Annotated in this window: 16 protein-coding genes; 5 read left to right on the top strand and 11 right to left on the bottom strand. The window is 60.1% G+C overall.

Annotated features, from left to right (window positions below; genetic code table 11):
• Positions 1-3: 3 nt before the first annotated feature.
• The 11 genes from ACIQU2_RS18645 to edd all read right to left on the bottom strand — a co-directional run bounded on the left by ACIQU2_RS18645 (position 4) and on the right by edd (position 13,662).
• Positions 4-858: a D-hexose-6-phosphate mutarotase gene (locus ACIQU2_RS18645; RefSeq protein ID WP_347804638.1), complete on the bottom strand. Its 855-nt coding sequence runs from the start codon at positions 856-858 to the stop codon at positions 4-6.
• A 108-nt stretch (positions 859-966) separates the two neighbouring features.
• On the bottom strand, positions 967-2,313 hold the full coding sequence (locus ACIQU2_RS18640; protein WP_347804639.1) for a carbohydrate porin: 1,347 nt from the start codon (positions 2,311-2,313) through the stop codon (positions 967-969).
• Positions 2,314-2,532: 219 nt separating this feature from the next.
• Positions 2,533-3,693, bottom strand: coding sequence for a sn-glycerol-3-phosphate ABC transporter ATP-binding protein UgpC (locus ACIQU2_RS18635; protein WP_347804640.1), 1,161 nt, complete (start codon positions 3,691-3,693; stop codon positions 2,533-2,535).
• Positions 3,694-3,696: 3 nt separating this feature from the next.
• The gene (locus ACIQU2_RS18630; protein WP_008155862.1) at positions 3,697-4,542 is read right to left on the bottom strand and encodes a carbohydrate ABC transporter permease; all 846 of its coding nucleotides are present in this window, start codon (positions 4,540-4,542) and stop codon (positions 3,697-3,699) included.
• Positions 4,535-5,443, bottom strand: a complete 909-nt coding sequence (locus ACIQU2_RS18625; protein WP_007902369.1) for a carbohydrate ABC transporter permease — start codon at positions 5,441-5,443, stop codon at positions 4,535-4,537. Before ACIQU2_RS18625 ends, ACIQU2_RS18630 begins: the two co-directional genes overlap by 8 nt.
• 166 nt (positions 5,444-5,609) lie before the next feature.
• The gene (locus ACIQU2_RS18620; RefSeq protein ID WP_347804642.1) at positions 5,610-6,917 is read right to left on the bottom strand and encodes an ABC transporter substrate-binding protein; all 1,308 of its coding nucleotides are present in this window, start codon (positions 6,915-6,917) and stop codon (positions 5,610-5,612) included.
• Between the two features lie 117 nt (positions 6,918-7,034).
• Positions 7,035-8,294 (bottom strand): AGE family epimerase/isomerase, encoded by a 1,260-nt coding sequence (locus ACIQU2_RS18615; RefSeq protein WP_403143189.1) that lies wholly within the window; start codon positions 8,292-8,294, stop codon positions 7,035-7,037.
• A gap of 227 nt (positions 8,295-8,521) precedes the next feature.
• A complete protein-coding gene (locus ACIQU2_RS18610; protein WP_403143187.1) occupies positions 8,522-9,991 on the bottom strand; it encodes an ATP-binding protein in 1,470 nt (489 codons plus the stop codon).
• The gene (locus ACIQU2_RS18605) at positions 9,981-10,712 is read right to left on the bottom strand and encodes a response regulator (RefSeq protein WP_010457397.1); all 732 of its coding nucleotides are present in this window, start codon (positions 10,710-10,712) and stop codon (positions 9,981-9,983) included. The genes ACIQU2_RS18610 and ACIQU2_RS18605 overlap by 11 nt, the downstream gene beginning before the upstream one ends.
• 176 nt (positions 10,713-10,888) lie before the next feature.
• On the bottom strand, positions 10,889-11,839 hold the full coding sequence (locus tag ACIQU2_RS18600; RefSeq protein WP_403143184.1) for a glucokinase: 951 nt from the start codon (positions 11,837-11,839) through the stop codon (positions 10,889-10,891).
• Positions 11,836-13,662 carry a phosphogluconate dehydratase gene (gene edd / locus ACIQU2_RS18595; protein WP_347804646.1) on the bottom strand — a complete coding sequence of 609 codons (1,827 nt, stop codon included), beginning with the start codon at positions 13,660-13,662 and terminating at the stop codon, positions 11,836-11,838. The genes ACIQU2_RS18600 and edd overlap by 4 nt, the downstream gene beginning before the upstream one ends.
• Positions 13,663-13,882: 220 nt before the next feature.
• Here edd and gap point away from each other — a divergent pair, with 220 nt between their 5' ends.
• From gap to ACIQU2_RS18570, 5 genes are all read left to right on the top strand, one after another.
• Positions 13,883-14,884, top strand: coding sequence for a type I glyceraldehyde-3-phosphate dehydrogenase (gene gap / locus ACIQU2_RS18590; RefSeq protein WP_129437806.1), 1,002 nt, complete (start codon positions 13,883-13,885; stop codon positions 14,882-14,884).
• A gap of 165 nt (positions 14,885-15,049) precedes the next feature.
• Complete coding sequence (locus ACIQU2_RS18585; protein ID WP_403143179.1) at positions 15,050-15,514, top strand: methylglyoxal synthase; 465 nt, start codon at positions 15,050-15,052, stop codon at positions 15,512-15,514.
• Between the two features lie 90 nt (positions 15,515-15,604).
• Complete coding sequence (locus tag ACIQU2_RS18580; protein WP_033056830.1) at positions 15,605-16,123, top strand: RNA polymerase sigma factor; 519 nt, start codon at positions 15,605-15,607, stop codon at positions 16,121-16,123.
• 196 nt (positions 16,124-16,319) lie between these two features.
• Complete coding sequence (locus ACIQU2_RS18575) at positions 16,320-17,228, top strand: FecR family protein (protein ID WP_403143177.1); 909 nt, start codon at positions 16,320-16,322, stop codon at positions 17,226-17,228.
• 122 nt (positions 17,229-17,350) lie between these two features.
• On the top strand, positions 17,351-19,915 hold the full coding sequence (locus ACIQU2_RS18570) for a TonB-dependent receptor (RefSeq protein WP_403143174.1): 2,565 nt from the start codon (positions 17,351-17,353) through the stop codon (positions 19,913-19,915).
• Positions 19,916-19,931 lie beyond the last annotated feature (16 nt).

Genomic DNA, 19,931 nt, shown 5'->3' with positions numbered 1-19,931 from the left:
GGACTAAACCCCAACCCGCGCCTGCAAACTCAAATGCGCCCTCTCCCCCGGTGCCAGGCTCAGGCTATCGGTCCCGCCACTTGCGGCTTCCACACAGACAAACTCCGAAATCTCATTCCAGCTCACCCCCAGCAACGGCCGTGAGCCCGGATGCCAAACCACCGTGTCCGCATGGTCACCGGTATCGATGCACAACTCGCGCTGCCAGGCGTGGTCCTTGAGCTGTAATTCGCCGTCATGCTGGAACACCCGCTGACAGCCACCCTCTACCCGCAACTCGCCTTCCTGATGACAAATCTGCCGGTTCAACTGGTCGTAACCCTGCGCCCCGTCGAGCCCAGACAGCGCTACCTCACCGACGTCGCCAATACGCCAATACGCATGCAACGCCTGACTCAATTGGCACGGCAGGCTGTCCTGATGCTCGGTACTCAGGCGTAAATCCATGCGTTCGCCCAAGTGCGCGTGCAGGTCCACTTGCCAGTCGCACAACTGAAGTTGCCAGTGCAAGCGCACGCCATCGTCATCAGTGCTGCTGTCCAGCAGCTTCCAGTCGATCAACCGTGCCCAGCCATGGGACGGCCAGGCGTTTTCGCGCGGATGACGGCCATACCACGGCCAGCACACCGGAACGCCACCACGAATCGCACCGACCTGCGGCCACTTCGCCGCGCACCAGAGCCAGGGTTTCTGGCCCTTTGGCTGGAAGTGCAGCAACTGCGCACCCTGCCGACTGAACACCGCCTGACACAGCGGATGGTCGATCACCAGCACGTCGCGCTTCTGATAGCGCTCCCACGCGAACACCGGACGTTCGCGCAAGGATTTGAAGAAGCGTTGTAGCGGATGCTCATGCATGTGCCACGGTCCTGAAAATCGCCCGGGGTGCGCCGCCCCCAAAAAAAAGCGGACAGCCTGGGCTGTCCGCAAAAATGCGCACATAGAGAGGAGCTTATCGCAACAACGTTAGAACACCGACTGAATTTTCAGGCCAGCGACCAGCGCGTCGTCGACTTCATCAACACCACCCGGGTGAGTGATGTATTGCAGGTTAGGGCGCACGGTCAGCCAGTTGGTAACGTGGAAGCCGTAGTTGACCTCGTAGTTGTACTCGGTGCTACGCAGCGGCGAGAACAGTGGATCCTCGTACTCGGTAACACCATTGGAGGCGTTGACCAGCTCGGCGTTTTTCTTCACGTCATCGTTGACATGGATACGGGCAAAACCGATCCCCATGTCATCTTTTGGACGCGCATCGAACGGGCCCTTGTACACAAACATCAGCGACTGGTAGTTGTCGACGAAGTTGGTGTCCTTGTCGTGGAAAGTGGCGTTGGCTGCGATGTTCAGACCGCGGGACGCGTCACCGTTGTGGCTGGTGAGTTGTTGCTGCGCCACGAACCAGTAACCGTGCTTGCTATCGTGGCTGCGATAGGCATTACCGCTGGTTGCTGCATCATTGCCGTCGGCATCCTTGCGGACGTCATCGGCATTGGCCGTGCTTTTGTAGTAACCAACACGGTATTCGCCCGGCAGGTTGCCAGGGTTAGGCAACCAGACCAGTTCGACCGGCAAGACGGTGCCTTTGGTACCACTGCCGCTGAGCTTGAAGCCGTTACCGTGCTCCAGTTGCGACGGGTTCTGGTTGTACGCGCCGATCTGCGCATAGAACTCAGGCGAGATGTTGTACTTCACGCGGACCGCAGCCTGCATGACCGGCCAGTTGTACCAGATGTTGGTGGCCCAGTTACCCACTTGGGAACCGCAGAACGCCAGGTTCTGGAACTCGCAAGGGAAGGTGTTGAAGTCCTCGCCTTCGCCGAAGTAACCGGCCTTGACGTCCAGTTTACCGTCGAGGAACTGGTGCTTGATCCACAATTGGGTCAGACGGACCATATGGCCACGGCCGTAGACTTCCTGGGACGAACTCAAGGTGCCGGCACGCGGGTCGCCGACACGGTCATTGGAGATGTTCTCACCGTTACGGTTAGTGAGCTGGATCTTGGCCTGGGTGTTATCCCAGCCCCACAGTTTTTGCAGGTCCAGCGCCACGCCCAGACCAAACTGGTCGGCGTAACGCGCAGTCTTGTCGTTGTTGTAGCCGCCGTGGAGGTTGCCACCCACTTCACCGACGTAGTCCATCTTGATGTCGATACCCTGCTCGATCAGCCTGGTCCGCTCGCCCCCCCAATCACCGGTCATCCATTCGGAATCGGCGCTGAACGCGTCAGCCGCGTGCACACTACCGGCCAATGTCATTGCCGCAATCGCTGACAACTGGCAGATAAGCTGAGCGTTGTTGTTCTTCTTCATCCCTACATCCTCGTTTTATTGTTATTAACTGTTTTTATTTAACGCGGTGACATCAGGTGCGGCGGGTGACAGGCCACCCGCCGCATATCCCCCTGTGGGAGCGAGCTTTTGTGGGAGCTGGCTTGCCTGCGATGCAGACGACTCGGTTTAACGTCTAACCGAGTTGATGCCATCGCGGGCAAGCCCGCTCCCACACAATCCCATTCCCACATTTGATCTTCAGCGGCCTTTGAATTGCGCGACGTTGGCGTTGTGGCTCTCGGTTTTAGGCTGACCGGCCACCCCCAGGCGCTCCCCGGTCTTGGCATCGAACAACAGCACTTTCGATGGATCGAATTGCAGGGTCAGGGTCTCGCCCACGGCCGGTGCAACGTCCGGCGCCAGACGGCAGCAGACTTTGGTTTCGTTGAGATTGACGAACACCAGGGTGTCGGGACCGGTTGGCTCGGTGACCTGGACTTCGGCGCGAATGATCGGCAAACCGTTCGGCTCGCTGCCCGCCAAAACGATCTGCTCCGGGCGCATGCCGAGGATCACTTCGCGGTCTTCAAGACCGGCGTCCTGCATGCCCAACGGCAATTCGCAGCGCGCCTGACCGCTGTCGAGCAGCGCCACCAGGCGACCGTCCTTGCGCTGCAAACGCAGCGGGATGAAGTTCATCGGTGGCGAACCGATGAAGCTCGCCACGAACAGGTTGGCCGGGTTGTTGTAGATGTCTTTCGGCGTGCCGAACTGCTGGATGATCCCGTCCTTCATCACCGCCACTTTGTCGCCCAGGGTCATGGCTTCGATCTGGTCGTGGGTCACGTAGACCGTGGTGGTTTTCAGGCGCTGGTGCATCAGTTTCATTTCGGTGCGCATCTCGACGCGCAGCTTGGCGTCGAGGTTGGACAGTGGTTCGTCGAACAGGTAAATCTTCGGCCGCCGCGCCAGGGCACGGCCCATCGCCACGCGCTGTTGCTGACCACCGGAGAGCTGGCCGGGTTTGCGGCTGAGCAAATGTTCGATCTGCAACAGCTTGGCCACGCGGGCGACTTCTTCGTCGATTTCAGCGGCCGGCATTTTGCGAATCTTCAAACCGAAGGCGATGTTGTCGCGCACGCTCATCGTCGGGTACAGCGCGTAGGACTGGAACACCATGGCGATGTCGCGATCTTTCGGGCTCATGCCGCTGATGTCGGCGTCGTCCACCAGGATGGCGCCGCCGCTGATGTTTTCCAGACCGGCGATGCAATTCATCAGCGTGGATTTACCGCAGCCCGACGGGCCGACCAGGATCAGGAACTCACCGTCATCGATCTTCAGTTCGATGTTTTTCAGGGTGTCCGGCAATCCGGCGCCGTAGGTCTTGTTGACGTTGCGTAATTCGAGAGTTGCCATGTTCTACCCCTTGACCGCGCCGGACGTCAGCCCACGCAGGAAATACTTGCCAGCGAATATGTAGACCAGCAGTGTCGGCAGCCCGGCGATCATCGCGGCGGCCATATCAACGTTGTATTCCTTGGCCCCGGTGCTGGTGTTGACCAGGTTGTTCAGGGCCACGGTAATTGGCTGGGCATCACCACTGGCGAAGACCACGCCGAACAGGAAGTCATTCCAGATCTGGGTGAACTGCCAGATCAGGCAGACCATCACGATCGGGATCGACATCGGCAGCAGGATCTTCCAGAAAATCGTGAAGAAGCCCGCGCCATCAAGCCGTGCAGCCTTGACCAGCGCATCCGGAATGCTCACGTAGTAGTTGCGGAAGAACAGCGTGGTGAACGCCAGGCCGTAGACCACGTGCACCAGCACCAGACCGGTGGTGGTGTTGGCCAGGCCGAACTTGCCGAGGGTGAACGAGGCTGGCAACAGCACGGTCTGGAACGGCAGGAAGCAGCCGAACAGCAGCAGACCGAAGAACAGTTGCGAACCCCGGAAGCGCCACATCGACAGTACGTAACCGTTCATGGCACCGATGAAGGTAGAGATCAGAACCGCCGGCACGGTGATTTTCACCGAGTTCCAGAAGTAGCCGCCCACCACGTCCCAGGCCTTGATCCAGCCAATGCCGTCAATCACTTGCGGCCAGCTCAACAGGTTGCCGGTGCGGATGTCTTCCGGGGATTTGAAACTGGTCAGCAGCATCACCACCAGCGGGATCAGGTAGATCGCGGCGGCCAGCAACAGCGTGGCGTAGATTGCGATGCGGCTGAAGCTGATCGCCGGTTTTCCGAGTTGATTACTCATGGCGTTTGCCTCGCAATTCGGAGTACAGATACGGCACCAGAATCGCCAGGATCGCGCCGAGCATCATCATGGCGCTGGCCGAACCAATGCCCATCTGGCCACGGCTGAAGGTGAAGGAATACATGAACATCGCGGGCAAGTCGGACGAGTAGCCCGGACCGCCAGCGGTCATTGCCGCCACCAGGTCGAAGCTCTTGATCGCGATGTGCGCGAGGATCATGAAGGCGCTGAAGAACACCGGGCGCAGGCTCGGCAACACGATCTTCAGGTAGATGGTCGGCAGGCTCGCACCGTCGACTTGCGCGGCACGGATGATCGATTGATCGACACCACGCAGGCCGGCCAGGAACATCGCCATCACAAACCCGGAGGCTTGCCACACAGCAGCGATCACCAGGCAATACACCACGCGATCCTGATCCACCAGCCAGTCGAGACGAAAGCCTTCCCAGCCCCAGTCACGCAGCATTTTGTCCAGGCCCAGGCCTGGGTTGAGCAGCCATTTCCACGCGGTACCGGTGACGATCATCGAGAGCGCCATCGGGTACAGGTAAACGGTGCGGATGAAACCTTCCTTGCGAATGCGCTGATCCAGCAGCACCGCCAGGAACACCCCCAGCACCAGGCTGATGCCGATGAACATGCCGCCGAAGACCGCGAGGTTTTTGCTCGCGACCCACCAGCGATCGTTGTCCATCAGACGGATGTATTGCTGCAGGCCGACCCATTTGTAGCTCGGCATGAAGCTGGAATTGGTGAAGGACAGAACGAATGTCCAGATGATGTAACCGTAAAAACCAACCAGGACGATCAGCATGCTTGGCGCCAAAACCAGCTTGGGGAGCCAGCGCTGCAGTGCGTCGAACGGTGAGGCTTTGCTGAAAACCGCCACAGAGCTCATCGGGATAATCCAGGTGAAGAGGTGAGGATCAGAGGGTGATCCCTTGTGGGAGCGAGCTTGCTCGCGATAGCGGTGTAACAGTCGACATCTCTTTTGAATGTCAGCCAGCTATCGCGAGCAAGCTCGCTCCCACAGGGGGAACTCACTCAGGTAAATGCCGCAGGAATTACTGGGCGGCTTTGACGGCCGATGCCAGTTGGGCGCTGGCCTTGGCCGGGTCAGCGTTCTTGTCGTTCATGAAGTTGGTCACCACATCGAAGATCGCGCCCTGCACGGCCAGGGAAGTGGCCATGTTGTGCGCCATGCTCGGTTGCAGGCCGCCAGTCTTCTCGTCTGCAAGGAAATCCTTGGCAGCTGCCTGAGCGCAGGAATCGAAGCCCAGGCCGCTCATGTCGTTAAGCATGTCGGTACGCACCGGGATCGAACCTTTGTTGATGCTGAAGACTTTCTGGAAGTCTTTACCCAACGCGACCTTGGCCAGGTCTTGCTGAGCGGCGATGTCGCCTTTGCGATCGGCTTTGAGCTTGAACACAGCCATCGAGTCGATGTTGTAAGTGAAGGCTTTTTCGGTGCCCGGGAATGGCACGCACTGGTAGTCCTTGCCCGCTACTTTCTTGGCAGCGGTCCATTCGCTCTTGGCCCAGTCGCCCATCATCTGCATACCGGCCTTGCCGTTGATGACGTCGGCCGCCGCGATGTTCCAGTCACGACCGGCGCGGTTCGGGTCCATGTAGCCCGTGATTTTTTTCAGCTCGGTGAACGACTTGGTCATCTCGGCACCCGAGAGGGTTTTCTGATCCAGGTCTACCAGGGCTTTCTTGTAACCGTCAGCGCCCATGACCGAGAGCACCACGTCTTCAAACACGGTGCTGTCCTGCCAAGGCTGGCCACCGTGGGCAAGCGCGATGAAGCCTGCGGCTTTCAGCTTGTCGCCAGCGGCATAGAATTCTTCGAGGGTAGTAGGGGCTTTTTCGATCCCGGCTTTCTTGAAGACTTCCGGGTTGATCCACAGCCAGTTGACGCGGTGAATGTTCACCGGCACGGCGACGTAGTCACCTTCGTATTTGACGGTGTCGGAGACTTTCTTCGACAGCAGGCCATCCCAGCCTTCGGACTTGGCAACGTCTTTCAGGGTATCGGTGCTGAGCAGGCCAGTGCTGCCCCACTCCTGGATGTCCGGACCTTTGATCTGGGCAACGCCCGGCGGGTTACCGGCGACGGCGCGGCTTTTGAGTACGGTCATGGCAGTGGAACCGCCGCCACCGGCGACTGCGCCGTCCTTCCAGGTAAAGCCGTCTTTTTCGACTTGGGCCTTCAGAACATCGACCGCGGCCTTTTCACCACCAGAGGTCCACCAGTGAACGACTTCCACCGAACCTTTGGAATCGGCAGCAAGTGCACTCAGCGGGAATGCAGACAGGGGAAGCAGTGAGGCGAGAGAAATGACAGTAGCGAGGCGAGAGATCGCATTCATCTAGTAGTACCTTTCTTGTTGTTATGCATGCAAGTCTGGTGCTTGCGCTACATAGGATTTTAAACAGGAGTGACCCCTTCGCAGGTAACGAAGGGACGTCCGAATGTCACCACATGGTTACACAGGAGCGCTCTGGGATAACTGTGCCAGGGCAGTCGCCATGCTCGGCGCCAGAGGCAATCGCGGGATCAATACGGCTTGCCAGGCGTGATAAAGATCAGGTTTACCAGCCCAGATATCAGCGCTCGGGTGATTCTGCGGATCGAGTTCGTGATGCCAGCTGCCGCTTTCGCGGTCGATGAAATGGCTGTCGCAGAATTCCCAAAATAGTCGGTACCAGCTTTCGTATTGCGCATCGCCTGTGCGTTTAAGCAGCGCACTGGCGGCGGCGCTGGCTTCGCAATGGGTCCAGTGCAGGCGATGGCGAACCACGGCGCGATTGTCCCAGTCGAGGGTGTAAACAATCCCCGGCGCCCCGTCGACATCCCAGCCGTGACGGCAGTTGTGGTCGAAGAGTTTTTGCGCGTCGCTGGCGAGCCAGCCCGGCGTCAGCATCCCGGCCTTAACCCGCGCCGCTTCGAGATGCAGCATCAACCGGGCCCATTCGAAACCGTGACCCGGCGTGGTGCCGTAGGGGCGAAAACCATCGGCCGGGTTGTCGTGGTTGTATTCGTGCAAGGGTTGCCAGTCGCGGTCGAAATGCTCGACCACCAGGTAATCGTTGGCTGCGGCGTAACCGTGGATGACGCGCTCGACGATGCGCTGGGCGCGGCACAGCCAACGGTTCTCTTCAGTGACATCGGCCAACGCGAGAAAGGCTTCGGTGGCGTGCATGTTGCTGTTGGCGCCGCGATAGCTTTCCTCTTCATTCCAGTCGCGGTTGAAGGATTCGCGCATCGCGCCCTCCTCCTCGCTCCAGAAATGCGCGTCGATGATGTCGATGGCATCGTCGAGCAAGGCCTGCGCGCCGGGACGCTGAGCGACAACCGCAGAACTGGCGGCCAGAGCGACGAAGGCGTGCAGGTAAGCCGCCTTGCCGGTGTTGCCGTCACGATGCTCGGGGGCAGCGAACCAGCCACCGTGTTCGGCGTCACGCAATGGGCCACTGAGGGCTTTGACACCGTGATCCACCAGCTCGGCGAAACCCGGCAAGCCCTGAATGTGGGCCATGGCGAAGCTGTGGGTCATGCGCGCGGTGCTCATGGTTTCGGCTTGAGCGTTGGCCGGGTGATGGCCCTTTTCATCGAGATTGCCGAAGCCTTCGGGAAGCATTGAAGCCTTGGCAAACGCCAGCAGGCGCAGGCCTTCGTTGGCGAGCCATTGCTGATGGGCGGGGGCGTTCAGCCAACTGCTGAAAGCGGGTTGGAAGGTGTCCATGGGGTGCCTTTTTTGTTGTTATGACTGGGGGCAGTCTAAACAACGGGCGGGGGTGGGCTTGTAACGAAGGGGGCGAGTTATGTCACCAGCTTGTGACATTTTTCTTGAGGAATGTGTTGAAGGATATGACGCCATCGCGAGCAAGCTCGCTCCCACAGGGGTTATGCGTTTTACACAGATCCAATGTGGGAGCGAGCTTGCTCGCGATGAACGATAACGCTGTGTGGCTAATCAACACTGCGAGGCAACTGCAACGTCACCCGCAACCCGCCCTCACGCAAATTCTGCAGGCTGACCTCACCCCCATGGCTATGCGCAATATTTCGCGCAATCCCCAATCCCAACCCATAACCCTGCTGCTGCCCGGCCAGGCGGAAGTGCGGTTCGAATACCTGTTCCATCCGCTGTTCCGGCACACCCGGCCCCTCATCGTCCACATGCAGGATGAACGCACTCTGGTCGTCATCAATGTGCAAATGCGCGTTCTGCCCATACTTCAAGGCATTGTCGATCAGGTTGCCGATGCAACGCTTGAGCGCCAGCGGCTTCCCCGGATACGCCGCCAGCGCACGCCCTTGTTGGGTGACGCGACCATTGCCGTTGGGCGCCAGATACGGCTCCACCAGACAATCAAGTACATGGTTGAGGTCCACCGGTTCGATGTTTTCGTGGATGTCGGTGTCTTTCACGCATTGCAACGCGCCTTTGACCAGCAGCTCCAGCTCATCCAGATCACGGCCGAACTTGGCTTGCAGCGTTTCGTCTTCGAGCAATTCAACGCGTAACCGCAAGCGGGTAATCGGCGTGCGCAAGTCATGGGATATTGCGCTGAACAACTGGCTGCGCTCGGTCAGGTAACGGCTGATACGTTCGCGCATCGCATTGAAGGCGCGGCCGACCTCAACCACTTCACTGCCGCCACCCTCGGCCACTGGCTCGACTTCCGCGCCGAGGGACATGTCCCGGGCAGCCCGCGCCAAACGTTTGAGCGGCCGGCTCTGCCAGTGCACCAGCAAGCCGATGAACAACAGCAAGAAGCCGCTGGTGAGCACGATGAACCAGACTTGCTGCGCCGGCAGGCCTTGCTCTTCAAGACTGGTGTAGGGCTCGGGCAACAGGGAGGCGATGTACAGCCACTCGCCCGGTGCCATCTGGATTTGCGTAACCAATACCGGCGGGTTCACCGGTTCCAGGGTCAGCGCGTAATGCGCCCAGGAGCGCGGCAATTCATCGAGTTTCAGGCCGCCGTTGAAGATCCGCAGGTCTTCGGGGCTGACGAATGTCACCGAGATATCAATGTCCTGGCCCAGGGACTGGCGCAGCACTTCGTCCACCGCCTTGAGCACGGCTTCCTTGCGCGGGGTGATCGGCAGCACTTCCATGCCCAAGGGTTTGTCGTTGAGCGTCACCACAAAACGGGTGCCGCCCATGCTGCGCAACTGGTCGAGTACCAATGGCCGAAACGCTACCGGCAGAGAGCGGAAGTAACTGACGCTGGCCGTCATCGAATGAGCGAGGCTTCGGGCGCTGGTGACCAGGCCTTCGAGCTGGGTGGCGCGCAATTGCGAGACCCAGATCACGCTCGACAGCGTCTGTGCGAACAACACCGCCAACAGCGTCAGCAGCAACATCCGCCCGAGCAGCGAGCGCGGCATGGGAATCCGTGCGGCGAGCTTGCGGAAAAACTCAGTGGCCATTGCTGGCAACCACATTGGCGGCCAGTTGGTAGCCGCTGCCGCGCACGGTACGGATCAGTCGCGGCGGTTTTTCGGTGTCGCGCAGGCGCTGGCGCAAACGGCTAACGGCCATGTCGACGATGCGATCCAGCGGCATCAAATCACGACCACGGGTGGCGTTGCCGATGGTGTCGCGGTCGAGAATTTCCTGGGGGTGATCGAGGAACAGTTTCAGCAGCGCGAAATCGGCGCCGGAGAGAATCACTTCTTCGCCGTCGATGTGGAACAGGCGATGGCTGACCATGTCCAGCCGCCAGTCATCGAAGGCCAATACTTCACCGCCCGAACGCTCCTGACCGAACTGCGCGCGACGCAACAAGGCTTTGATGCGCGCCTGCAATTCACGCGGGCTGAAGGGTTTGCCGAGGTAATCGTCGGCGCCCAATTCCAGACCGATGACGCGGTCGGCCTCGTCGGAACTGGCGGTGAGCATGATGATCGGCACCTGCGCCTGACGTGGGTGCTGACGGATCCAGCGGCAGAGACTGAAACCGTCTTCGTCCGGGAGCATGACGTCGAGGATCACCAGATCGCTCGGTGCCTCGTTCATCGCCTGACGAAAGCCTGCGCCGTCGGGCGTGGTTCGCACCTGAAAACCCGCGCGAGTCAGGTAGGTGTCCAGCAACTCGCGTATCTCTTGATCGTCATCGACCAACAAAATCGACTTGTTGACTGAGCTCACGGGGCGGCGTCCTTGTTGTTTGAATTGGGCGGATTATGCCTGATGGACCTTGGATATTTGTTGCCTGTTCTGGCCTCATCGCGAGCAAGCTCGCTCCCACAAGGGATAAATACACATTCTGAAAATGTAAGTAATCCTGTGGGAGCGAGCTTGCTCGCGATGAAGGCGACTCGGTCTTAGGCCTGGTCGAGCGCCACACCCGCGCCAACAAGGCCGGAATACGGTGCCGTCACCAGCCACACCGGGATGCCTTTGAAGTAATCGCTCATGCAGCCCTTGTCGGCAAAGCACCGGGCAAAGCCGCTTTCGATGAAGAAATCGGCGAACCGCGGAATCACCCCGCCCACGATGTACACGCCACCCCGTCCGCCCGTGGTCAGCACATTGTTGCCGGCCACACGACCCAGCCAGCAGCAGAACTGCTCAAGCACTTCCAGGGCAATCGGATCGCCGGCCAGACCGGCTGCGGTAATCGACTCGGGGGAATCCAGCACCGGTTCATGACCGTCCACTGCACAAATGGCCCGATAGACCCGCGGCAAGCCGCTGCCGCTCAACGCCGTTTCGGCGCTGACATGGCCGATCTCATTGAAGATGTGCTGCCACAACTGAGTTTCCCGCGGACTGCTCAGCGGCAAATCGACGTGACCGCCCTCCCCCGGCAACGCGGCGAAACGACCGTCCCCCAGATCCAGCAACGTGCCAACACCGAGGCCAGTCCCCGGACCGATCACCACCGCCGGCCGCAACGGCTCCGGCGTACCTTCGCAGACCACCCGATACTCGTCCGGCTGCAAACGGGTCATGCCCAGCGCCATGGCCGAGAAGTCATTGACCAGCATCAGTTGATCCAGCTGCAAGGTGTTGCAGAACCCCTTGCGGCTGAGTCGCCAGTGATTGTTGGTGAACTTGAATTCATCGCCGCTGACGGGGCCGGCGACCGACAGGCACACCGAACCGATCGAACCCGGCGCCAGGCCAAGCCCGCTCAGGTAGAGGGCAATGGCCTCTTCCGGGCTGGCGTGAGCGGCCGTCGCCAGCACCTGGATCGATTCCAGCTGCTGGTTTTTCCACAACGCGAAACGTGCGTTGGTCCCACCGATGTCACCGACCAAAGCCAGTTTCAATTAAGCGTCTCCAGGGCAGAAGTAAAGGCGCTGGCGCCCTGCTCCGCCGAGCTGAAGGCCATGCGCATGAAACCAAACAGTTCGCGACCGCTGCCGATGTTATTGCCCAACAGGCCCTTGGCAGGTTCGCGCGCTGCGAATTCGTCGGCGTCCACCTTAAGCTCCAGAGTGCCTTTGACGCCATCGACGCGGATGATATCGCCCTCTTGCACCCGCGCCAAAGCGCCGCCCACATACGCTTCGGGGCTGACGTGAATCGCCGCCGGAATTTTCCCCGACGCACCGGACATGCGCCCGTCGGTCACCAGCGCGACTTTGAAGCCGCGATCCTGCAGCACGCCGAGGAACGGCGTCATCTTGTGCAGCTCCGGCATGCCGTTGGAGCGCGGCCCCTGGAAGCGCATCACGGCGACAAAGTCTTTCTCCAGCAAACCGGCCTTGAATGCATCGGCCAAATCCTGCTGATCCTGGAACACCATGGCCGGTGCTTCGACGATCTGGTTTTCCAAAGCAACGGCGGACACTTTCATGACTCCGCGGCCGAGGTTGCCTTCCATCACCCGCAAGCCGCCCTCTGGTGAGAACGCACGCGCGACTGGACGCAGGATGGTTTCGTCGAGGCTTTCGATCGGGCCTTCGCGCCAGACCAGCTCGCCGTTTTCGAGGAACGGTTCCATGGTGTAGCGGCTCAGACCGTGGCCCAGCACCGTGTTGACGTTTTCGTGGAGCAAGCCGGCTTCCAGCAGTTCGCGGATCAGGAACGACATGCCGCCCGCAGCCTGGAAGTGGTTGATGTCGGCTTTGCCGTTCGGGTAGACGTGGCTCAGGGTCGGCACCACCTCGGAGAGGTCGGCCATGTCCTGCCAGGTCAGTTGAATGCCCGCCGCCATGGCGATCGCCGGCATGTGCAAGGTGTGGTTGGTCGAGCCGCCGGTGGCGTGCAGGGCCACGATGGAGTTGACCAGCGAACGTTCGTCGACGATTTCGCCGATCGGCATGAAGTCGCCGCTCTGCTTGGTCAGACGCGTGACTTGATGCGCCGCTTCGCGGGTCAGGGCATCACGCAACGGAGTATTCGGGTTGACGAAAGAGGCGCCCGGCAAGTGCAGGCCCATGACTTCCATCAGCAGTTGGTTAGTGTTGGCTGTGCCGTAAAAGGTGCAGGTACCCGGGCTGTGGTAGGACTTCATCTCCGATTCCAGCAGCTCTTCGCGGCTGGCCTTGCCTTCGGCATAGCGCTGGCGCACGTCGGCTTTCTGCTTGTTGGAAATGCCCGAGACCATCGGCCCGCCTGGCACGAAGATCGTCGGCAAGTGACCAAAGCGCAGCGCGCCCATCATCAGCCCCGGCACGATTTTGTCGCAGATGCCGAGCATCAGCGCGCCGTCGAACATGTTGTGGGACAGCGCCACGGCGGTGGACAGCGCAATCACTTCGCGGCTCGGCAGGCTCAGTTCCATGCCCGGTTCGCCCTGGGTCACGCCATCGCACATGGCGGGGGTGCCGCCGGCGAACTGGCCGACGGAGCCGATTTCACGCAGGGCTTTTTTGATCTGTTCAGGAAAGACTTCGTACGGCTGGTGCGCCGAGAGCATGTCGTTATAGGACGAAACAATCGCAATGTTGGCGGAGTTCATCATCCGCAGACTGTTCTTGTCGTCGGTGCCGCAACCGGCCACGCCGTGGGCAAAGTTGGCGCATTGCAGCTTGCCGCGCATGGGACCGTCGCTGGCAGCACCACGAATCAGTGCAAGGTAAGCCTCACGCGTGGCGCGGCTGCGGGCGATAAGCCGTTCGGTGACCTCAAGGACGCGGGGATGCATGTTTAGAACTCCAGGCTAACGGATGTGGCGACCTGATTGTCTATGCTGAACAAGAGCCGTTGTCGATGGGATGACAGACGGTTTTCTTGATCGGTCGGACCAGTTGATTCAGGTCACTCGTTGTAGATTGAACAAAATATTGCCATTAAAAAGGCTTGTTTTCTATTTTTATGCGAATAATCTTGTAATTCCAACAACAAAACGACGGCGGCCCTGTTAAATGACTCTTCGAATCGCAATCAATGGTTTTGGCCGAATTGGCCGTAACGTCCTGCGCGCACTGTATACCCAAGGTTATCGCCAGGATCTGCAGATCGTTGCCATCAATGACCTGGGCGACAGCGCGATGAACGCTCATCTGCTCAAGTACGACACTGTTCACGGCACGTTCGATGCCGATGTCCAGCACGATCGGGAAAGCCTGACCGTCAACGGCGACCGTATTTCTGTCAGCGCCATTCGCAACCCGGCCGAACTGCCGTGGGCTGCCGAGAAGATCGACGTCGTATTCGAATGCACCGGTTTGTTCACCGACCGCGACAAAGCCGCCGCGCATATTACGGCCGGCGCACGCAAAGTGATCATCTCGGCTCCGGCCAAAGGCGCCGACGCCACGGTGGTGTATGGCGTTAACCACGACATTCTGCGCCAATCGCACCAGATCATTTCCAATGCTTCGTGCACCACCAACTGCCTGGCCCCGGTGGCTCAGGTGTTGCACCGCGAGCTGGGAATCGAAAGCGGTCTGATGACCACTATTCACGCCTACACCAACGATCAGCACCTGACCGACGTCTATCATGTCGATCCGTATCGTGCGCGTTCGGCCACGCAGAACATGATCCCGAGCAAAACCGGTGCGGCTGAAGCAGTCGGTCTGGTGCTGCCGGAACTGGCGGGCAAACTGACCGGTATGTCGGTACGCGTGCCGGTGATCAACGTGTCGCTGGTGGACCTGACCGTGCAACTCAAACGCGAAGCATCGGCCGATGAAGTGAACGCACTGCTGAAAGAAGCCAGCCAGCACTCGAAGATTCTCGGTTACAACACCCTGCCGCTGGTCTCCAGCGACTTCAACCACAACCCGCTGTCGTCGATCTTTGACGCCAACCACACCAAGTCCAGCGGCAAGCTGCTCAAGGTGCTGGCCTGGTACGACAACGAATGGGGCTTCTCCAACCGCATGCTCGATAACTGCCTGGCGCTGTGCAACGCTGAATAAACCGATGACCACCGTAGGCGGCCCGAAGGTTCAACGATCAAAAGATCGCAGCCTTCGGCAGCTCCTACAGGTTTTGCGTCGCACCATGCCTTTGTAGGAGCTGCCGAAGGCTGCGATCTTTTGATCTTCAGCGCCGACGGCGGATAAACGTCTGGAGCAGCACCGATGATCGGTATCAGCTTTACGCAAAAGACCCTGGCAGCGCGCAAGCGTATTGCCTTGGTCGCCCATGACCACTGCAAGGTGTTTTTGCTGGACTGGGCCGAGCGGCAGAAAGGCAGGCTCGCACAGCATGAACTGGTCGCCACCGGCACCACCGGGTTGTTGTTGCAACAACGCCTGGATTTGCCTGTGGAGAGCATGATCAGCGGCCCGTTGGGCGGCGACCAGCAACTCGGTGCGCGAATCGCCGAGCAGCGGGTCGACATGCTGGTGTTCTTCTGGGACCCGTTCGAACCACAGCCGCACGACCCGGACATCAAGGCGTTATTGCGCGTCGCGGCCGTCTGGAACATTCCGGTGGCCTGCAATGAATGCAGCGCCGACTACCTGCTCAGCAGCCCGATGATGGAGCAGGCGCACGAACATCGGATCCCCGATTACGCGACCTATCTGCTGGGCCGCGCCTAGCCCTTCGAAAATCAGCTTCACAAATCAATACTTGACCACTCGAGCGGATGATAAGCATTATCATTCGCTCGAAATGGATCAGGTCCTCCCGTGAGTCAATCTCGCTTCAATCACGTCTTCATCGCCCAGCGAGTCTCTCTGCTGCGCACGTTGGAGCGGATGGTCAACAATCACAGCACCGCCGAAGACCTCCTGCAGGAGACCTACCTGCGAGTGACCCGGGCGCTCAGTGAGCGGGCCATCGACCACCTTGAACCCTTCGTTTTCCAGACCGCCCGCAACCTGGCGCTGGACCATTTGCGTGCGCGGCGAATCCAGTCCCGCACGATGCTCGACGACGTGCCTCTGGACGTGGTGGAAAGCGTCGCCGCCCCCGCCAGCAGTGCCGAGGACGCCGCCCATGCCGAACAATTACTTGAGCGTTTGAACGTGAGTCTCAATGAACTCAGCGCCCGTCAGCAGCAGATATTCATCCTCAGCCGTCTGCACGGGCACAGCTATCTGGAAATCGCCGAGAAGCTTGGCGTGTCATTGAGCACGGTGCAAAAGGAGCTGAAACTGATCATGGCGATTTGCATCGGCGTGGCCGAACGGTTAAACGGCGACTGAATCTGTAGGTTAATTCTCTATGTGTGAGGATGACCTGCACTGACTATCGGGCTTTGCTACCCTTGCCCCACTTTCAAGCTTCACTAAAAAAACAGCCGTGCCAAGACACTGCCGAGGAAACACCGTGACGGACACGCTTCCAGTGCCTCCCCCCGCCCCCCCTCCGCCCTCCCCGGAGCGGGCCCCCGCAAGCGCGATGGACCAGGCCCTGGACTGGCTGATCGTGCTGGACAGTCCGAGCGAGGAACAGACCCGACAGTTTCACGACTGGCTGGCCGCCCATCCGTTGCATGCCGAGGCGTTCGCCAAAGCTCAGGCGATCTGGGAGGGCCCACAAGTCGTGCAATGCGCGCAGAGCCTGGCCGCCCGGCCGGCGAAAGTGACCGTCCTGTCGCGCCTGCGACCGCACTGGAAACCCTTGGCCACCGCGGCCGTGCTGATTCTCGGATTGTTCAGCTTCAGCAACCTGCCAATGCGCCTGCAAGCTGATCACCTGACCGTGGTCGGTGAACGTCAACGTCTGCAACTGGAGGACGGCTCGAAAGTCCTGCTCAATACCAATTCGGCCTTTTCCAGCACCATCAACAATCAACAACGCGTTGCCCGTTTGTATCAGGGCGAGGCGTTTTTCGAGGTCGCGGCCAATCGCGGCCAGCCGCTGGAAATCGACGCCGGGCCGGTCAAGGCCAGCGTGCGGGACACCGCCTTTGCGGTGCGCTATCTGGACGGCGTGGCGCAGGTTCGGGTGCAGCGTGGGGATGTCGACTTGCGAGCGACCCGCGACGACGCGCGAATTCGATTGTCCGCCGGAGAAAGCGTCCGTATCGGCCCCAACGGTTTCGATCGCCCCGCAAAACTTGATGCCGCGACCGACCTGGCATGGGTCCAGGGTCGACTGGTGTTCGAAAATTGCCCGCTGAGCCAAGTGCTGACGGAGCTGCGTCGTTACTATCCAGGCTGGATCATCAACAACAACGAGCAGTTGGCCGACATCGCCGTCACCGGCAATTACCGCCTCGACCAGCCGTTGGACGTGGTCCGTTCGTTGGCCCACATCACCTCGGCGCGGCTCCAGGAATTCCCGGCGCTGGTGATTTTGAACTAAATGAGAATTATTTTTACTCGATAGCAAAACCCCGTACGTCTCGTTATAGCCAATGCAATTGATTCGCATCTTCAGATGCCAATCAGCACCTATAAAGATTCGTGCGACACGGAGCGCTATCGATGTCCTCTCGCCTTACCCGCCAACCTTTTTCACCTTCTCGCGTGCTGTCGCTGCTGACCGCCGCCATCCTGATGGCCGGCAGCGCGCAGCTCTGCGCCGCCACCGCTGCAGCGCAACCGACCCGCAACATGGGCGATTACGCGTTCGCCATCCCTCAGCAATCGCTGGTCTCGGCACTCAATGCCTTTACCGCCGTGACCGGTTGGCAGGTCGGCTTGCCGGCAGAACTGGCTGAAGGCGTGGCCTCGCCGGGCGTACGGGGTTCGCTGCCGCCAGAGAAAGCCCTCGATCGCCTGTTGGTGGGGACCAACCTGAGCTATCGCAAACTGGGCACCAATAACATCGTGCTGGAGAAGCGCAGCAACAGCAACGCGCTCAATCTGGACCAGGTGACCATCAGCGCCACCCGTCAGGAACAGGACGTGAACAGCGTGCCGAGCACCGTCACCGTCCAGACCCGCGAAGAGCTGGACCGCAACAACGTGAATAACATCAAGGATCTGGTGCGCTACGAGCCCGGTGTTTCGGTGGGCGGCGCCGGTCAACGCGCCGGCCTCACTGGCTACAACATCCGCGGTATCGACGGCGACCGCGTACTGACCCAGGTCGACGGTGTGCAGGTGCCCGACAGCTTCTTCAACGGCCCTTACGCCCAGACCAACCGCAACTACGTCGACCCCGAGATCGTCAAGCGCGTCGAGATTCTGCGCGGCCCGGCGTCGGTGCTCTACGGCAGCAACGCCATCGGCGGCGCGGTCAGCTACTACACGCTGGACCCGGACGACATCATCAAACCGGGCAAGGATGTCGGCGCGCGCCTGAAAACCGGCTACAGCTCGGCCGACGACAGCTGGTTGACCTCCGGTACCGTGGCCGGTCGCAGCGGCGACTTCGACGGCCTGTTGCACTTGAGTCAGCGCAATGGTCATGAAACAGAGTCCTACGGCGAAACCGGCGGCACCGGCCTGAACCGCACCGAGGCCAATCCCGAGGACGTGCGCACCACCAACGTGCTGGCCAAACTGGGCTGGGACTACGCCGACGATGCGCGCTTCGGTCTGACTTACGAGCATTACAAGGATGACCGCGACACCCATCAGTTGAGCGCAGTGGGCGGCCCGTTCAACGCAGGACGCGGTTTCGGCTTCTATAAATCCCGTACCGGCAACGACACCGTCACCCGCGAACGCTTCGGCCTGGAACACAGCTTCGGCCTGGACAGCGTCCTGGCTGACAACATCAAGTGGACGCTGAACTACCAGATCGCCAAGACTGACCAGAGCACCGAAGAAATCTACGCGCCGTCGCGCACCGTGCTGCGCAACCGCGATACCACCTACAAGGATCGCCAATGGGTGTTCGATGCCCAGGCTGACAAGTCGTTTGCCATCGCCGACACCGACCACCGCGTCACCTATGGCACCACCATCAAACAGGACAAAGTCACTGGCCTGCGTACCGGTAGCGGCACCTGCCTGACCGTGGCCGGCGCGTGCCGGGTTATCGGTGCCCCGAGCGCCGCTGACACCCTCAAACCGGCCAGCGATTTCCCGGACCCGACCATCAACAGCTACAGCCTGTTCGCCCAGGATCAGATCAGCTGGGGCAACTGGACCTTCCTGCCCGGCGCACGCTACGACTACACCGAGCTCAAGCCACACATCACGGATGAGTTTCTGGTCACCGCCGACCAAAGCGGCAACGGTGTGGTGAGCGACGACACCAAGACCTGGCATCGTCTGTCGCCAAAATTCGGCACCACCTATAGTTTCAACGACCACTACACTTGGTATGGCCAGTACGCCGAAGGCTTCCGCACACCGACCGCCAAGGCGCTGTACGGTCGCTTTGAAAACCTGGCCGGCGGCTATCAGGTCGCACCAAATCCCGACCTGGAGCCGGAAAAGAGCAAGAGCTATGAAACCGGCCTGCGCGGCCAGTTCGAGGCAGGCACTTTCGATGTGGCGGTGTTCTACAACAAATACCGCGACTTCATCGACGAGAACGCCATCACGCCTGGCTACACCGAGACCACATTCCAGAGCAACAACATCGCTCACGCCACCATCAAAGGCGTGGAGCTCAAGGGTCGCCTGAATCTGGACAGCTTCGGCGCCCCAACCGGTCTCTATACCCAAGGCTCGATGGCCTACCTGTATGGCCGTAACGATGACAACGGCCAGCCGCTGAACAGCATCAACCCGCTGACTGGCGTGTTCGGCCTGGGTTACGACCAGGAAAACTACGGCGCCCTGTTGAGCTGGACACTGGTCAAACGCAAGACCCGCGTCGACAGCACCAGCTTCAAAACCCCTGACGGCACCAGCACCCAATTCAAGACGCCGGGTTATGGCGTGCTCGATCTGGCTGGCTTCTACAAGGTGACCGACGACGTAACCGTCAACGCCGGCTTGTACAACCTGACCAACAAGAAGTACTGGCAGTGGGACGACGTGCGCGGTTACGACAGCGTCGGCGAAGCCTCGGTGACTCAACCGGCCAACCTCGATCGCCTGACCCAGCCGGGTCGCAACTTCGCGATCAATCTGGTCTGGGATATCTGACCCTGCCACCTCACTG

Source organism: Pseudomonas sp. NPDC098740 (genome assembly GCF_044760065.1).
Taxonomy (GTDB): Bacteria; Pseudomonadota; Gammaproteobacteria; order Pseudomonadales; family Pseudomonadaceae; genus Aquipseudomonas; species Aquipseudomonas rossensis.
The sequence above is the reverse complement of the archived record's forward strand: the minus strand, read 5'-3'. Positions and strand labels throughout refer to the sequence as shown.